Origin of the sequence: Paractinoplanes hotanensis (genome assembly GCF_023717965.1) — a bacterium.
GTDB classification, from domain to species: domain Bacteria; phylum Actinomycetota; class Actinomycetes; order Mycobacteriales; family Micromonosporaceae; genus Actinoplanes; species Actinoplanes polyasparticus.
This window is the reverse complement of sequence record NZ_JAMQOL010000063.1, coordinates 1-15,060: the sequence shown is the minus strand read 5'-3', so window position 1 is coordinate 15,060 and position 15,060 is coordinate 1. Positions and strand designations below refer to the sequence as shown.

9 protein-coding genes are annotated in these 15,060 nt (G+C 72.5%); 2 read left to right on the top strand and 7 right to left on the bottom strand.

The window, feature by feature from the left end:
- Positions 1-34 precede the first annotated feature (34 nt).
- Positions 35-1,276 carry a bifunctional pyridoxamine 5'-phosphate oxidase family protein/GNAT family N-acetyltransferase gene (locus tag LXN57_RS39410; RefSeq protein ID WP_251803333.1) on the top strand — a complete coding sequence of 414 codons (1,242 nt, stop codon included), beginning with the start codon at positions 35-37 and terminating at the stop codon, positions 1,274-1,276.
- A gap of 130 nt (positions 1,277-1,406) precedes the next feature.
- On the opposite strand, the gene LXN57_RS39405 is transcribed toward LXN57_RS39410, so the two are convergent.
- The 6 genes from LXN57_RS39405 to LXN57_RS39380 all read right to left on the bottom strand — a co-directional run bounded on the left by LXN57_RS39405 (position 1,407) and on the right by LXN57_RS39380 (position 8,617).
- Positions 1,407-2,390, bottom strand: a complete 984-nt coding sequence (locus tag LXN57_RS39405) for a sporulation protein (RefSeq protein WP_251803332.1) — start codon at positions 2,388-2,390, stop codon at positions 1,407-1,409.
- Between the two features lie 79 nt (positions 2,391-2,469).
- Positions 2,470-3,525 carry a hemolysin family protein gene (locus LXN57_RS39400; RefSeq protein ID WP_251803331.1) on the bottom strand — a complete coding sequence of 352 codons (1,056 nt, stop codon included), beginning with the start codon at positions 3,523-3,525 and terminating at the stop codon, positions 2,470-2,472.
- Positions 3,522-4,814: a hemolysin family protein gene (locus tag LXN57_RS39395; protein ID WP_251803330.1), complete on the bottom strand. Its 1,293-nt coding sequence runs from the start codon at positions 4,812-4,814 to the stop codon at positions 3,522-3,524. Before LXN57_RS39395 ends, LXN57_RS39400 begins: the two co-directional genes overlap by 4 nt.
- 107 nt (positions 4,815-4,921) lie before the next feature.
- A complete protein-coding gene (locus tag LXN57_RS39390) occupies positions 4,922-6,619 on the bottom strand; it encodes a serine/threonine-protein kinase (RefSeq protein ID WP_251803329.1) in 1,698 nt (565 codons plus the stop codon).
- A 30-nt stretch (positions 6,620-6,649) separates the two neighbouring features.
- Positions 6,650-7,759 (bottom strand): class F sortase, encoded by a 1,110-nt coding sequence (locus LXN57_RS39385; protein WP_251803328.1) that lies wholly within the window; start codon positions 7,757-7,759, stop codon positions 6,650-6,652.
- Positions 7,760-7,768: 9 nt separating this feature from the next.
- Entirely contained in the window at positions 7,769-8,617 is an 849-nt protein-coding gene (locus LXN57_RS39380; RefSeq protein ID WP_251803327.1) for a DUF4397 domain-containing protein, read from the bottom strand.
- A gap of 182 nt (positions 8,618-8,799) precedes the next feature.
- On the opposite strand from LXN57_RS39380, the gene LXN57_RS39375 reads away from it, so the two are divergent.
- Positions 8,800-13,341 carry an ATP-dependent helicase gene (locus LXN57_RS39375; protein WP_438872965.1) on the top strand — a complete coding sequence of 1,514 codons (4,542 nt, stop codon included), beginning with the start codon at positions 8,800-8,802 and terminating at the stop codon, positions 13,339-13,341.
- A gap of 174 nt (positions 13,342-13,515) precedes the next feature.
- On the opposite strand, the gene LXN57_RS39365 is transcribed toward LXN57_RS39375, so the two are convergent.
- Positions 13,516-14,418 carry a hypothetical protein gene (locus LXN57_RS39365; RefSeq protein ID WP_251803326.1) on the bottom strand — a complete coding sequence of 301 codons (903 nt, stop codon included), beginning with the start codon at positions 14,416-14,418 and terminating at the stop codon, positions 13,516-13,518.
- Positions 14,419-15,060: the final 642 nt, after the last annotated feature.

The window sequence follows — 15,060 nt, the reverse complement described above, 5'->3', positions numbered from 1 at the left end:
CGAACGCAAGTCGTTCAGCCGGCAGGGAGGCCCGATGTCCGACACCTACACACGGACGAGCCGCACGACAGCCACCCGCTATCGCGAGCGCATGCATTACGACCGCGCGCTCGCGCACGCCATTCTCGACGAGGCCTACGACTGCACGATCGGCTTCGTGGCCGAGGGCGAGCCGCGGCTGCTGCCCACCCTGCACGTCCGCGTCGGCGAGACGCTCTATCTGCACGGCTCCTCCGGCGGCCGCATGGGCCTGTCCGCGCGGCACGGCGAGGTGCCGGTCGCGGTCAGCGTCACCCTGCTCGACGGCATCGTCTACGCCCGCTCCCACGTGCACCACAGCGCCAATTACCGCTCGGTGGTCGTGCACGGCTCGGCCCGGCTGGTCACCGACCCCGAAGAGAAGAAGGCCGCGATGGCGGCGCTGGTCGACAAGGTCGGCGCCGGCCGCGCCGCCGACAGCCGGCCGCCGAACCGGCGCGAGATGGCCGAGACGAGCGTGCTCGCCCTCCCGCTCGAAGAGGTCTCGGCCCGCGCCCGCTCGGGCGGCGTGATCGACGACGAGGACGATCTCGCACTGCCGCACTGGGCCGGCGTTCTTCCCGTCCGGCGGGTGTTCGGCCCGCCCGCGTCCGCCGAGGGTGTCTCGGCAGCCGAGCCGGCCTACCTACCGGTCGGCGAGCAGCCCTGGGCCGTCGCTCCGGTGCCGTTGACCGGCCGGCACGTCCGGCTCGAGCCGCTCACCCTCGGACACGCGGCCCGGATGGTCGAAGCGCTCGGCGACGACGAGGTCTGGCAACACATCCCGGCCCACCGACCGCAGACGGTCGACGCCATGCGGGACTATCTCGCCCGGTTGCTGGCAGCGCGCTGGACCGGCAGCCAGGTGGCGTGGGCCCAGGTCGAGCCGGCCACCGGCCGGGTGATCGGCCTGACCAGCTATCACGACATCGACGCCGACCGCCGGGCCCTGGGGATCGGTCACACCATCGTCGGCAGGCCGTGGTGGCGCACCGGGGTCAACACCGAGGCCAAGCTGCTGCTGCTGGCGCACGCCTTCGACGATCTCGGGGCCGAGCGCGTCTTCTGGCACACCGACATCCGCAACGAGCGCTCCCAGCAGGCGATCGCCCGGCTCGGCGCGGTGCGCGAGGGCGTGCTGCGCCGGCACAAGCAGCGGCCCGACGGCTCGTGGCGCGACACCGTGATCTTCGGCATGACGGTCGACGAGTGGCCCGAGGCCGGCCGTAAGCTGCGGGAACGGCTGGCTGCGGGCTAGAGGCATCCCGCCGGCGGGACTGCCCCGGCTCCCGGCTGGCCACGAGCATGCTGCGGGCGGCTCCGCAGGTGCGAAGCCGCCCGCAGGTGGCCGTGCGTTCCGCCCCAGTGGACCGCACGGCCGGAGTGAGTCACTCCTCTTCGGAGCCGCCGCCGTCGTCCTCGAAGACTTCTTCCATGGCCTCGCCGAGGATCATGCCGCCGACGACACCGCCGGCCACGCCCGCGGCCATCGCGCCCATGCCCATGCCGCCGTGGCCACGGCGGTAGTGACCGTGGTGGCCGGCGTGCCCGTAGCCGCCGTGACCCGGCGCGCCATGGCCGCCGAAACCGCCGGCGGCGCGCATGCCCTGGTAGCGGCCCGCGGCCTCGGAAACCCACTGCTCAACGACCGCGGCCCAGTCGGTCGTGTCCGCGTCGGAGTGCGAGACGCGGAAGCGGCCGTACGAGTCGTGCCCGGGGGCGAGGAAGCCGCCGCGCTTGTCGAACTCGAGCACCACCTCGACGCCCTGCGGGTCGGCGATGAAGGTCACCTCGACCTCGTTGATGGCGCCCGCGTACTGCGGCGGCGGGTAGAACTCGATCTCCTGGTAGAACGGCAGCGTCGTTCTGACGCCGTAGATCGCACCCCGCTCCAGGTCGGCGCTCTTGAAGCGGAAGCCCAGCCGCGCGAAGGCGTCGAGGATCCTCTCCTGCGCGGGCAGCGGGTGCACCGCCACTTCGTCGAGGTCACCCTTGTCGACGGCCTTGGCCACGGCGAGCTCGGTCCGCAGCCCCATCGTCATGCCGCGCAGCCGCTGGCCGTAGACGTCGGTGATCGGCGTCTCCCACGGCACCGGGAACGAGAAGGGCAGGTCCCGCTGCTCGCCCTTGCTCAGCTTGAAGGCGCCGGCGACCGGCAGCCGGTGGAACTCGACGAAACTGTCGCCGTGCTCGGACTCGACCCTGGTCACCAGACCCAGCACGACTCCGTCGATGGCGACGTCGTGGTCACCGCCGGCGATCTGCACCTGGCCCTCCAGGGCCAGACCGGGCCGCGTGTTCGGGTTGGCCAGCACGGTGTCGACGGTCGGCCCGCCGACGCCGAAGGCGCGCATCATCTTCTTGAAGACCACCGGGTCATTCCTCCTTGAATCGACGATGGGGTGGCTGAACGTGGGACGAGCCACGCGGAACGGCGGGTGACCGCGAACGTCACGCGCCGGTGGTGGCGGGCAGGTCGTCGGTCTCGTCGTCGAAACGACCGATCACCTGCTCCAGGAGGTCTTCGAGGGCGACGAAGCCGACCTGCTCGACCGCCCCGCCGGCGGCGGGCACGGTGACGACGGCCAGCTGGGTGCGGCCCGCCCGCAGCTCGGCCACGGCCTCGACCACATTGACCCCGGGGTCGAGCAGGAAAGCCGGTTCCATCAGCTCGCCTGCCGTCGCGGCGCGGCCGGCCGCGCTGGCCCGCACGGCCTCACGGACGTGCACGATGCCGACCACCTGACCGCCGTCGTCGGTGACGGCGATCCTCGATCGGCCACTCGTCAGCGACGCCAGCTCGACATCGGCGACCGACACGGTCTCGGGCACCGACACCAGCTGCGCGGTCGGCAGCATGACATCGCGCACGGGCAGCGAGGCCAGGCCGAGCACGCTGGTCAGCAGCTCGCTCTGCTCCGCCTCGATCAGGCCCTCGGCCCGCGAGCGGTCGAGCAGGATGCGCATCTCGGCCGGGCCGTGCGCCTGGGCCAACTGGTCCTGCGGGTGGACGCCGAACGGCTTCAGCGCCGCGTTGGCCATAGCGTTGAGCACCCGCAGGGCGGGGCCGACGATGCGGGCGTAGTAGCGGAACGGCAGCGCCAGCAGGATGGCCGATCGCTCGGGGTGCGTGATCGCCCACGACTTCGGCATCATCTCGCCGATCACCAGGTGCAGGAACGTGACGATGATCAGCGCGAGCAGGAACGCGATGATGTGGCTCGCCATGTCGGGCAGGCCGAGCGCGTGCAGGGCCGGGCCGAACAGGTGCTCCAGCGACGGCTCGGCCAGCGCGCCCAGGCCCAGCGAGCACAAGGTGATGCCGAGTTGGGCGCCGGCCAGCATGACCGACAGCTCCCTGGTGCCGTCGAGCGCCGCCTTGGCCGCCCGGCTGCCGGAGGCTGCGGACTGTTCCAGACGGTGCCCCTTGCTCGCCACGAGGGCGAACTCGGCGGCGACGAAGAAGGCGTTGCCGATGAGCAGCAACGTGACCCAGAGGGCGTTCATCGTGAGATCCGAACCGTGAGGGGGACGTGCCGGTCGACGCTTTCCACCCGTACGGAAAGGGACCCGCCGTCGAGAGTGACCGAGTCACCGGCTTGAGCCACCCGCCCGAGCCGGGCCAGCACCAGGCCGGACACCGTCTCGTAGTCGTCGCCGACCGGCAGGTCGACGCCCGTGGCGTCGGTGATCTCATCGATCCGCCAGCGGGCCGGCACCAGCCACGAGCCGTCGGGCTGGCGCACCGGAGCGGGCTCGGCCTCGTCGTCCTCGTCGCGGATCTGGCCGACCAGTTCCTCGGCGATGTCCTCGAGCGTGATGATGCCCGCGAAGCCGCCGAACTCGTCGACCACACACGCGAGCTGACGGTGGGCCGAGCGCAGGCGTTCGAGCACCGTCGGCAGCCGCAGTGAGGACGGCACCAGGACCGGCGCCGACATCACCGACGAGACCGGCACCGAGGAGCGGTCGGCGGGCTTGATCGCCAGGATGTCGGCGATGCTCACGACACCGACGATCTCGTCGACCTCGTCACCGCGTACGGGAAAACGAGAACGATGCGTGTCGAGCAGGGCGACCACGTCGGCCGCGCTTCCGGTGGCCGGGATGGTGTGCACGTCGACGCGCGGGATCATCGCCTCGGCCGCGGTGCGCCCACGGAAGTCGAGACCACGGTCGAGCAGCGTGGAGAGTTCGGCGTCGAGGCCGCCGTTGGCCCGGGACTCACGGATGATCTGCTCGAGATCCTCCGAGGTCGCACCCTCGGGCAGCTCCTCGATCGGCTCGATGCCGATGCGGCGCAACAGGCCCGCGGCGGCGCGGTCGAAGAGCCGGATGATCGGGCCGAAAACGGTCAGATACATCAGCGTGGAGCGGCTGAGCGCCTTGGCCAGGGTCTCGGCGCGGGCGATGGCGAGGTTCTTCGGCGCGAGCTCACCCAGCACCATCTGGACGACCGTGGCGACCAGCAGAGCCAGGGCGACCGAGACGGGCAGGCTGACCGCGGTGGGCACGCCGGCGCCGCCCAGCAGCGCGGAGAAGCCCTCACCCAGGAACGGCTCGGCGACGTAGCCGACCAGCAGCGCGGTCACGGTGATGCCGAGCTGTGCCCCCGAGAGGACGAAGGAGAGGCGCTCGGTGACCTGCAGAGCGCGGGCTGCGGCCTGGTCGCCCTGCTCGGCGTCGCGACGCAGGCGGCCGCGGTCGGCGGCGACATATCCGAACTCCTGCGCCACGAAATAGCCGGTGACCGCGGTTACCACCAGCACAAGGAGAAAGCCGGTCAGGATCAACACGGCGGGAAGGATCTGACGGGGAGCCGGGCCGAGCCCGGCTGACTACTGCCGATCATGACGCAAAACGATAGCAGCGAAGACTGAACGTACGCTGTGAGACAAGCGCTTTAGCTTTTTGCGTAAAACGAGGTCAGCACCATGTTGATCTTTGCTAGGTCGCCGGTCCAGTCGAAGTCGCGGGTGGCCCAGGTGATGGCGAAGCCCTGACCGCCCTTCACGAACCAGCGGGTCTGCGCGTGCATCCGCGTCCCGCCCAGGTCGTACCGGTATTCCCAGTCCGCGGCTTTGTTCAGCAAAGGCTTCTTTTCGAGCAGAACCTCTTCGTACCCGGGCAGGGCTCCGGCCCGGACGAGCCGCGTGGCCTCGGCCCGGCAGGCCTGCAGCGGGTCACCGGCCGGGTTGCGGCCGGTGTCGAGGCTCATCACCGTGTCGCCGACCGGGTCGCGGAAGCAGAACGACGTGCCGACCCGCTGATAGGTCCAGCCGTCGGGCACCGGCATGCGGAACCCGGAGCCGTCGCTGAAGTAGGACCAGCCGGAGATCAGCGACAGGCCGGCCACCCCGCGCAGCGCGTTTCGCTGCGGCGCGGCCGGGAGGCCGCTCGGCTCCGGCCGGCTGCAGACGGCCGCCGAGAAACCGCCGGCCGCGGCCGCAGCCGGCGAGGGCGGCGCGGCTCCGGCCGCCGGCCCACCGGCGGTCGGCTTGTCGCGAACCAGGTAACCGGCCAGGATGCCGCCGATCCCGAGCACGGCCACCAGCGCGAGGCCGGCCGCGACCAGGGTCGGCCGAGGGTGCTGCCTCGCGCGTACGGCCGGTGACGGGCCCGGACCGAGCGGCTCGGACAGCAGGCCGACGCCCGGAGCGACCGACGACCGCACGGCGGCCGACTGATCTACATCGGACGAGATCATCGCTCGTGCGGCCCGCGGCGAGGGCACCCGGGGCGGGGCCGGCGTGGACGCGACGATCATCCGGAGGCGGCGGTCGACCTCGACCGCCGCCAGCCTCTGCCGCGGCTCACGGCGCAGCAGCCCGGTCAGCACCGGGCCCAGCATGCCGGCCCTGGACGGCGGGTCGGGCTCTTCGGTGGCGAGTGCCATGAGGGTGGCCATGGCATTCTCACGGGCATAGGGCGAACGGCCCTCGACGGCGGCGTAGAGCGTCGCCCCCAGCGACCACAGGTCGGACTCGGGTGTCGAGGTGCCGTCGCGGGCGCGCTCCGGAGAGACGTACTGCGGGGAACCGACGACCAGGCCGGGGCCGGTGACCGAACCGTCGTCCACAAAGGTGGCCAGACCAAAATCGGTCAGCACGACACGACCGTCGTCGCCGATGAGAACGTTGTGGGGCTTCACGTCGCGGTGCAGCACGCCGGCCGCGTGGGCCGCGCGCAACGCGTCGAGCAGGGCCACGCCGATCCGGGCGGTGGTAGCCGGGGAGAACGGGCCGTCCTCGTGGATCACCTGATGCAGCGAGCGGGACGGCACGTACTCCATGACTATCCAGGGCAGGCCGTCGAAGTGCACGACGTCGTAGATGCGGACGACGTGCGGGTGGTTCAGGCGGCCGGCGCTGCGGGCCTCGCGCAGGGTGCGGTCACGCAGCCGGACGCGTTCCTCGTCGGTCATCCACTCGGGCGGGACGAACTCCTTGACCGCCACGTCGCGGTCGAGCATCTCGTCACGGGCCAGCCAGACCCGGCCCATGCCGCCGGAGCCGACCGGCTCGCCAAGACGATACCGACCAGCGACGAGCATGCGTGCGACCGCCATCCCGCCCCCACCCGTCGACTCGATCTCAACCATAATTCGGCCTGCCCGCCGGCGGTATCACGATCACCCGGCCACCGCGTAGACCACGAGGTTGTCGCGGTAGGACCGCAGCGAGCGATCGAACACGCCGCCGCACGTGATGAGCCGCAGCTGGCGGTCCGGGGTCGGGCCGTACACCTCCTCGGTGGGGAATTCGGTCTTGGGGTACCACCGGATTGCCGTCACCGTGAACCGCATCGATTCGCCGCCACGCACGACCTCGATGCGGTCGCCGGTGGTGAGCTCGCGGAGCCGGTAGAAGACGGCCGGCCCGGTCTTGGAGTCGACGTGGCCGGCGATGACCGCGGGACCGGTGTCGCCGGGAGCGGTGCCGTCGGCGTACCACCCCGCCTTGGCGAACGCCTTGGGCGGCTGCAGGGCGCCGTCGCCGCCGATCCGCAGCGTCTCGAGGGGGGTGTCGATCTTGACGGCGCCGATCCGCAGCCTGGTCGGGGCGCCGGTGGGGGCGACCGCGACGCTGCCGAACGGGTCTCCGGCGGGTCGCTCGCCGACGGTCGTCGCTCGGGGGGCGGCACTTTCGGCCTGGGCGCCCCATCGGCCCAGATCTTCGACGGGACGGTAGGTCACGGTCAGATATGCGGCGCCGGCCACGAACGCGGCCACCGTCGCGGCGACTGCGGGCAGGGCGGCGCGACGGACCAACCCCTTCTTTCGTACGGGGTGAGGGCCGTCCTTCGGTAGCTGGTGTTCCGCCTGAGCAGCCGGAACACTCGTGCCATCGGTGAGGGGAGCATCCATGATTGCCAGTTGTTCGGAGCGGTCGGCCGCGGGGATTGCCGCCCGCAGTGTCGGCGGCCTGATCGCCTCGGGCTCCACGCCCGGGTCGGCGCGACGGGGAAAGACACGACGCGGGAACGGCATGGCCGCCTGGCCCAGCCTGAGCAGCCGGCTGGGCTTCGGCCGCGGGATCGACAAGGCGCCCGGCACGGTCGCCCGGGCTTGGACGGTGCCGGGCTTCACGATCTTGGCCACGCCGCGCGCGACCCAGCCCAGGCCCTCTGCCTCGTGCTCCTCCGCAGCCCGGGGAACGTTGCGGACGGTGGTGGCCGCGCGCGCCTCCGGGCTGGCGGGCACGCGAACGATCAGCGGGGTGTCGGCGTCCTCGGCAGCCACCGCCGATCCTCAGGCTGTACGGAGCCGGCGTCGGAAGGCGACCACCAGGCCACCGGCGACGACGGCGGCCACGAGAGCGGCGGCTACGACGCCAGTGGCCGGGGAACCCGGGCTCGTGCCGCCCACACCCGTGGCCACGCTGCCCAGCGGCACCGTGCCCTGGCGTTCGGCGTCGACGTGAAGCTCGGGCTTGAGACCGCCGGCGTCGTCGTCGAGCACCACCAGGGAATAGACGCTGCCCGCGCCCAGCGTGCACGGCAGCTCACTGACGCGGCCGCCGCCCGTGGGCTCGACCTCGACGCTCCACTTACCGGGGTTGACCTCGCGATAGGCCGTCGTGGTGGCGAACTCGACGCCGTCGGCGATCGTCGTGCCGTTCTTGCCGGCGACGTCGAGCACGGGCGCCTTGACCGAGGCCTGGATGATGCGCACCTTCGACTTGCCGGGATCGGGCAGGCGCAGGTCGTCCTGAAGCACCCGCAACCCGAGGTCGGCGAAGCGCCCCACCCCGGCCACCGTGTAGGCGCCCTTGTCAGCCACGCTGACCTGCGTGGTGATCACCGGCTTCTCGCTCGCCGGCGCGCCCGCCTTGCGCATCGCGACCTGATAGGTGCCGGCGGGCAGGCGCAGGTAACGGGACATGTCGCCGTAGGCGACGGCCTTGAAGGTCTGCGGATCGACCGCGCCGGAATCGGCCTTCAGATAGACGTCGACCGCGGGTGTGTCCGGGGAGAGGTGGGCAAGCCGCACGTAGCCGTCGCCGGCCGCGGCGTGCGCCGGCGTGGCACCGAGCGTGACGATCGTCAGCGCCGCCGCAGCGGCGGCCAGGCGCCGCATGTGCCGGATCGGGAGGGACACGGTGCCTCCTTCATCGATGAAGCTCGTCCACTTCGAGTGGCGCCCATGTATATCCACCCGCCACTCGATCGCACCATGGTCCGGCCCGTCAAGAAATTCCGCTGGCCGGCCGCCCGACCCGTGCCCGGATGACCATTAAGCGGTATTCAGTTTTTGTCATACCCCCGAGAGAGCATGGTGAGGTGAAAGAAGTGTTGGAGCAGTTCGGTCCGGCCACGCGCGAGTGGTTCACCGCGGCGTTCGCCGCGCCCACCGCCGCCCAGTCCGGCGCGTGGCGAGCCGTCGGCGCCGGGCGCAACGCGCTCGTGGTCGCCCCGACGGGCTCCGGCAAGACTCTGGCCGCCTTCCTGTGGTCGCTCGACCAACTGGCCCGCGAGGGCGCTCCGGAAGATCCGAAGCGCCGGTGCCGGGTGCTCTACGTCAGCCCGCTGAAGGCTCTCGCGGTCGACGTCGAACGCAACCTCCGGGCCCCGCTCACCGGCATCCGCCAGGCCGCGGGCCGTCTCGGGCTCACCCCGCCCGACATCACCGTGGCCATGCGCACCGGCGACACCCCGGCCGACGAGCGGCGCCTGTTCACCCGCACCCCGCCCGACATCCTGATCACCACTCCCGAGTCGCTGTTCCTACTGCTCACATCGGCCGCCCGCGACTCGTTGCGCGGCGTCGAGACGGTGATCATCGACGAGGTGCACGCGGTCGCCGCGACCAAGCGCGGGGCCCACCTGGCCCTCTCCCTCGAGCGGCTCGACGCGCTGCTCGGCCGCCCGGCCCAGCGCATCGGCCTGTCGGCCACGGTCCGCCCGATCGACGAGACGGCCCGGTTCCTCGGCGGCGCGAACGACGTCGAGATCGTCCAGCCGCCGACCGCCAAGACCATCGAGGTCACGGTCGAGGTTCCGGTCGAAGACATGACCCGCCTCGACGAGGTGCCCGACGTCGACCCCGGCGATCCCGGCGCCGGCCGCCACACGCCGTCGATCTGGCCCGCGGTCGAGGAAAGGGTGCTCGACCTCATCCAGAGCCACCGGTCGACGATCGTCTTCACCAACTCCCGCCGGGGCGCCGAACGGCTCTGTGCCCGCATCAACGAACTGGCCGCCGAACGCGCCGGCGAGGAACCGGCTCAGCCGGCAAAGCCGCCGGCCCAGATGATGGCCCAGGCCGGGCAGGCCGGTGGGGCGCCGCCCGTGGTCGCCCGGGCCCACCACGGCAGCGTCTCGCGCGAGGAACGCAAACAGATCGAAGAGGCGCTGAAGTCGGGCGTCCTGCCGGCCGTGGTCGCCACCTCGAGCCTCGAGCTGGGCATCGACATGGGCGCGGTCGACCTGGTGGTCCAGATCGAGGCGCCGCCGTCGGTCGCGGCCGGGCTGCAGCGCATCGGCCGGGCCGGCCACCAGGTCGGCGCGGTCTCGCGCGGCGTGGTCTTCCCGAAACACCGGGGCGACCTGGTCTCGTGCGCGGTCGTGGCCGACCGGATGACGGCCGGCGCGATCGAGGAGCTGCGCTACCCGCGCAACCCGCTCGACGTGCTGGCCCAGCAGATCGTCGCCATGGTGTCGCTCGACGCGTGGCAGGTCGACGAGATGGCGGCCCTGGTGCGCCGGGCCGCGCCCTTCGCCGAGCTGCCCGAGTCGGCCCTGCACGCGGTGCTCGACATGCTCTCGGGCCGCTACCCGTCCACCGCCTTCGCCGAGCTGCGCCCCCGCCTGGTGTGGGACCGCGGCACCGATGAGCTGACCGGTCGCCCCGGCGCCCAGCGCCTCGCCGTCACCAGCGGCGGCACCATCCCCGACCGCGGCATGTTCGGCGTGTTCCTGGCCGGTTCCGAGCGGGCGTCCCGGGTCGGCGAGCTCGACGAGGAGATGGTCTACGAATCCCGCGTGGGCGACGTGTTCCTGCTGGGCTCCACCTCGTGGCGCATCGAAGACATCACGCCCGATCGAGTGCTGGTCTCCCCCGCGCCCGGCGCCCCGGCCAAGATGCCCTTCTGGAAGGGCGACTCCCCGGGCCGCCCGATCGAACTGGGCCGGGCGATCGGCGCCCAGCTGCGCACGCTGACCCGCGCCGACGACGAGCAGGCCACGGCGACCCTGCGCCGGACGGGCCTCGACGAGTGGGCTGCCGGCAACCTGCTGGCCTATCTGCGCGAGCAGCGCGAGGCCACCCGCAACCTGCCCGACGACCGCACGGTGGTGGTCGAGCGGTTCCGCGACGAGCTGGGCGACTGGCGCATGACCGTCCACTGTGTGCTCGGCGCCCGGGTCAACGCGCCGTGGGCGCTCGCGATCGCCCGGCGGCTGTCCGAGCGCTACGGCGTCGACGGCCAGGTCATGCCGTCCGACGACGGCATCGTCGTGCGGCTGCCCGACACCGCCGAGGAACCGCCCGGCGCCGACCTGGTCGCCTTCGACCCCGAAGAGATCGCCCAGCTGGTCGAGGAATCGGTCGGCACGTCGGCGCTGTTCGCCTCCCGGTTCCGCGAGTGCGCGGCCCGGTCGCTGCTGCTGCCCCGCCACGATCCGCGCCGCCGTCAGCCGCTCTGGCAGCAGCGGCAGCGCTCGGCCCAGCTGCTCGATGTGGCCCGCGAGTACGCCGACTTCCCGGTCACGCTCGAGGCCGCCCGCGAGTGCCTCCAGGATGTGTTCGACCTGCCCGGCCTGACCGGGCTGATGCGCGAGGTGGCCGGCCGCAAGGTTCGCCTCATCGAGGTCGAGACGCCGCGGCCGTCGCCCTTCGCCCGGTCGCTGCTCTTCGGCTATGTGGGCGCCTTCCTCTACGAGGGTGACGCGCCCTTGGCCGAACGCCGGGCCGCCGCCCTGGCTCTCGACGCCACCCTGCTCGGCGAGCTGCTGGGCCGGGTCGACCTGCGTGAGCTGCTCGACCCCGAGGTCGTCACCGAGACCGAGTCCCAGCTCCAGTGGCTGAGCACCACGCGCCGGCCACGTGACGCGGAGGACGCGGCGGAACTGCTCCGCCTGCTCGGCGACCTCTCTCCCGTCGATCTGGCCGCCCGCGGCGTCGACGAGGCGTGGCTGTCCACTCTGGAGGCCACCCGTCGGGCCATCCGCATCCGGGTGGCGGGCGAGGAACGCTGGATCGGCATCGACGACGCGGGCCGTTACCGGGACGCGCTCGGTGTGGCGCTGCCGGTCGGCATTCCGGAGGCCTACCTCGAATCGGTCGCCGACCCGCTGGGCGACCTGGTCGCCCGCTACGCCCGCACGCACGGGCCGTTCGCCGCGGCGACGTGCGCGGCCCGGTTCGGGCTGGGCGTCTTCGTGGTGGAACAGGCGCTCAAGCGCCTCTCCGCGACCGGGCGGGTCGCCTCGGGCGAGTTCTCCCCGGGCGGCGCTGGCACCGAGTGGTGCGACGCCGAGGTGTTGCGCATGCTGCGTCGACGGTCGCTGGCGGCGCTGCGCCGCGAGATCGAACCGGTGCCGCCGCGGGTGCTGGCCGCGTTCCTGCCCCGCTGGCACCAGATCGGCGGCAACGCCCGTGGCACCGATGCGCTGGCCGCCTCGATCGAACAGCTGCAGGGCATCGCGGTGCCCGCCTCGGCTTGGGAAAGGCTGGTGCTGCCGGCCCGGATCAACGACTACGCGCCGCCGATGCTCGACGAGCTCACCGGTGGCGGTGACGTCCTCTGGGCCGGGTCGGGGTCGATCGGCAGCAACGACGGGTGGGTCACCCTGGCCTACTCCGACAGCGCTCCCCTGCTGCTGCCGCCGGCCGACGACGAGTTCGCCGCCACGCCGCTGCACCGGTCGGTGCTCGACGCGCTCGGCGACGGGCAGGCGCTGTTCTTCCGTGCGCTGTCCGATCGGGTCGGCGCGATCGACGACACTGCGCTGGCGGCCGTCGTCTGGGACCTCGTGTGGGCCGGCCACCTGACCAACGACACCCTGGCGCCGTTGCGGGCGTTGCTCGGCGGCAGCGGTGCCCACAAGGCCAATTCGGCGCCGGCCCGCACCCGCTACCGCCGTCCGGGCCGCCCGGCCATGCCCTCGCGCGGCGGACCGTCCAACATGGCCGGTCGCTGGTCCCGGCTGCCCGACCGCGACCTCGACCCCACCCGGCGCGCCGCCGCGCTGGCCGACCTGCTGCTCGAACGCCACGGCGTGGTCACCCGCGGCGCGGTCATGTCCGAGGGGCCGGTCGGCGGTTTCGCCGGGGTCTACCCGGTGCTCGGCGCGCTCGAAGAGAGGGGCGCGGCCCGGCGCGGCTACTTCGTCGAGGGCCTGGGCGCGGCCCAGTTCGCTGTTCCGGGTGCGGTCGACCGGCTGCGCGCGCTGGCCGAACCGGCCGAACTGGCCAAGCGCACCGGCGCCACAGCCGTGGTGCTGGCCGCCACCGACCCGGCCAACCCGTATGGCGCGGCCCTGCCGTGGCCCGAGCGAATCATCGACAGCGGCGACGGCGAGCCGGTGGCCAAGGCAGGTCACCGGGCCGGGCGCAAGGCAGGCGCCCTGGTGGTGCAGGTCTCGGGCGACCTGATCCTCTACGTCGAACGCGGCGGCCGCACCCTGCTGTCCTTCGTGGACGATCCCGAGGCGCTCATCGCGGCCGGCCAAGCACTGGCAGCTTCGGTGCGTTCGGGGGCGCTGGGCCCCATGTCGGTCGAACGCGCCGACGGCGATTCGGTCCACGCCTCCCCGCTGCGCGACGCCCTGACCACCGCCGGCTTCCGAGCCACACCAAGGGGTTTGCGCTTACGCGGATAGCTCGTCGGCGGGCTATCCGCGTCAGGCCGGTGCCGGCGGGCCGCGTCGTCAGGCCGGGGGCGGCGGGCCACGTCGGCAGACCGGGGGCGGCGGGCCGCGTCGGTGGGCCGGGGGCTGCGGGCCGTGCCAGGGCCGGAGCGGGGGGCCGAGCCAAGCCGGGGGTGGCGGGCCGCGTCAGGCTGGGGTTGGGTGGTCGGGGTGGAGGCCTGCGGTCAGCTCGCGGTAGGCGTCGAGCACGGAGCGGGTCTGGTCGGCCAGGTCGGCGGCGGCGTCGGCCGGGGTCAGAGCAGTCTGGCTCAGGGCGGCCAGGTCGAGGTCGGGGGCGCCCAGGGTTTCCCTGGCCTCGCGGATCGCGCGGCGCATCTCGTCCTCGCGGATGAAGTTTCGGCCTGCTTGTTCGGCTCGGCGCAGGCTGGCCAGGCGCCTGGTCAGGTCGGCCTCCAGGACTGCCAGGGCCTGCTCGGTCGCGTGCAGGTGGCTGCGAAGTTCCAGCGCCGTCTCGTCGGACGGGGACTGGGCGGCGAAGTCGGGGCGGCTCAGGTCGGCCAGCACGCGGGCCAGCTTCTGACGGCGGGTCAGCACGCCGGCGATCTCCCACAAGGCGTCGGCCAGCATGGCTTCGGCCTCGGTGGTTTCGATCAGGGCGCCGAGGTGGGGCCAGGTGGTGCTGACCGAGTCGGCCAGGCGGGTGGCTTCCTCGAAGGCGGCGCGCTCGGCGGAGGCGGTGAGGATGCGAGCGCTGATGGGAGCGGAGCGGGAACGCTTGGCCTCGAAGCGACGGCGGAGGGAGGGTTCGACGTAGGCCAGACCGAAGAAGGTCACGGCGGCGACCAGAATTCCGAGTTCGGCCGCGCCGAGCGAGGCTGCGATCCCGCCGGCTATCAGCGGCGAGAAGATGATCCAGCCGGCGCCCCTGCTCTCGTGGCGTTCGTCGGGTTTGCGCACGTCGGGCACCGTCACCTCGACCAGCGCCGACCAGGGGCGGTCGACGAGCCGGGCACCGGCCAGCGGCAGGCGTTCCCGGGAGACCACGGTGGCCGCCGAATCGCGTGCGACGAAGAGCCGTGACCCCGCCAACCGCTCTCTCCCGTCCCGCTCGCTCAGTGCCGAAGAACTCGACCCCGAAGGATAGGCGGTCTGCCCCAGGCCCGCCGTCCACCGTTCGCCCCGCCCGGAGGATCGGCCCAACCCGGTCGCCCAGCTGGACTGTCATGGGCGTCGGCGCCGCGATGACCACCCCGGTTCGATAGCGCTCGGCGAGGTGCTCGGCCCCGGCCACGAACGGAGCCGGAGCCCGGGGCGATGAGAGAGCGGAATGGGGGTCGTCCGGGTGCCCCGGAGTCGCCCGGACACAACACCGGTATCCGGGCGATTCCTGCGTGCGGCTGGGCACGCCCGACCGCGTGGTTGGTGGGCCGGGCGACATCGAGATCCGTGAGGCGGGTTCGGTGCGCCCGGCTCTCAGCCCGAGACGGGGCCAGGTTCTGTTTCGTAGTTGGGGTGGGAGCGAGGCGCGGTCCAGATTTCGTCTGGCAGCGTCCCGCGAGCACCCGGTTCCAACACCGGGAGCCGGGCTTCCACGGGCCACCACCAGACGGGATCTGGGCCTCGGCGCAGCCCCGCCTCAACGACGAGACAGAGCCTAAGGGCTCGCCGAGAAATAACACGTTGGTTGGATCTTTATCGGGCGGGGTTTAGGACCGTTTGGTGCCGGCCGCG

Coding starts and splice junctions, on each gene's coding strand:
- LXN57_RS39410 (WP_251803333.1), top strand. CDS start 35: ATGTCCGACACCTACACACGGACGAGCCGCACGACAGCCACCCGCTAT.
- LXN57_RS39400 (WP_251803331.1), bottom strand. CDS start 3,525: ATGAACGCCCTCTGGGTCACGTTGCTGCTCATCGGCAACGCCTTCTTC.
- LXN57_RS39390 (WP_251803329.1), bottom strand. CDS start 6,619: ATGGTTGAGATCGAGTCGACGGGTGGGGGCGGGATGGCGGTCGCACGC.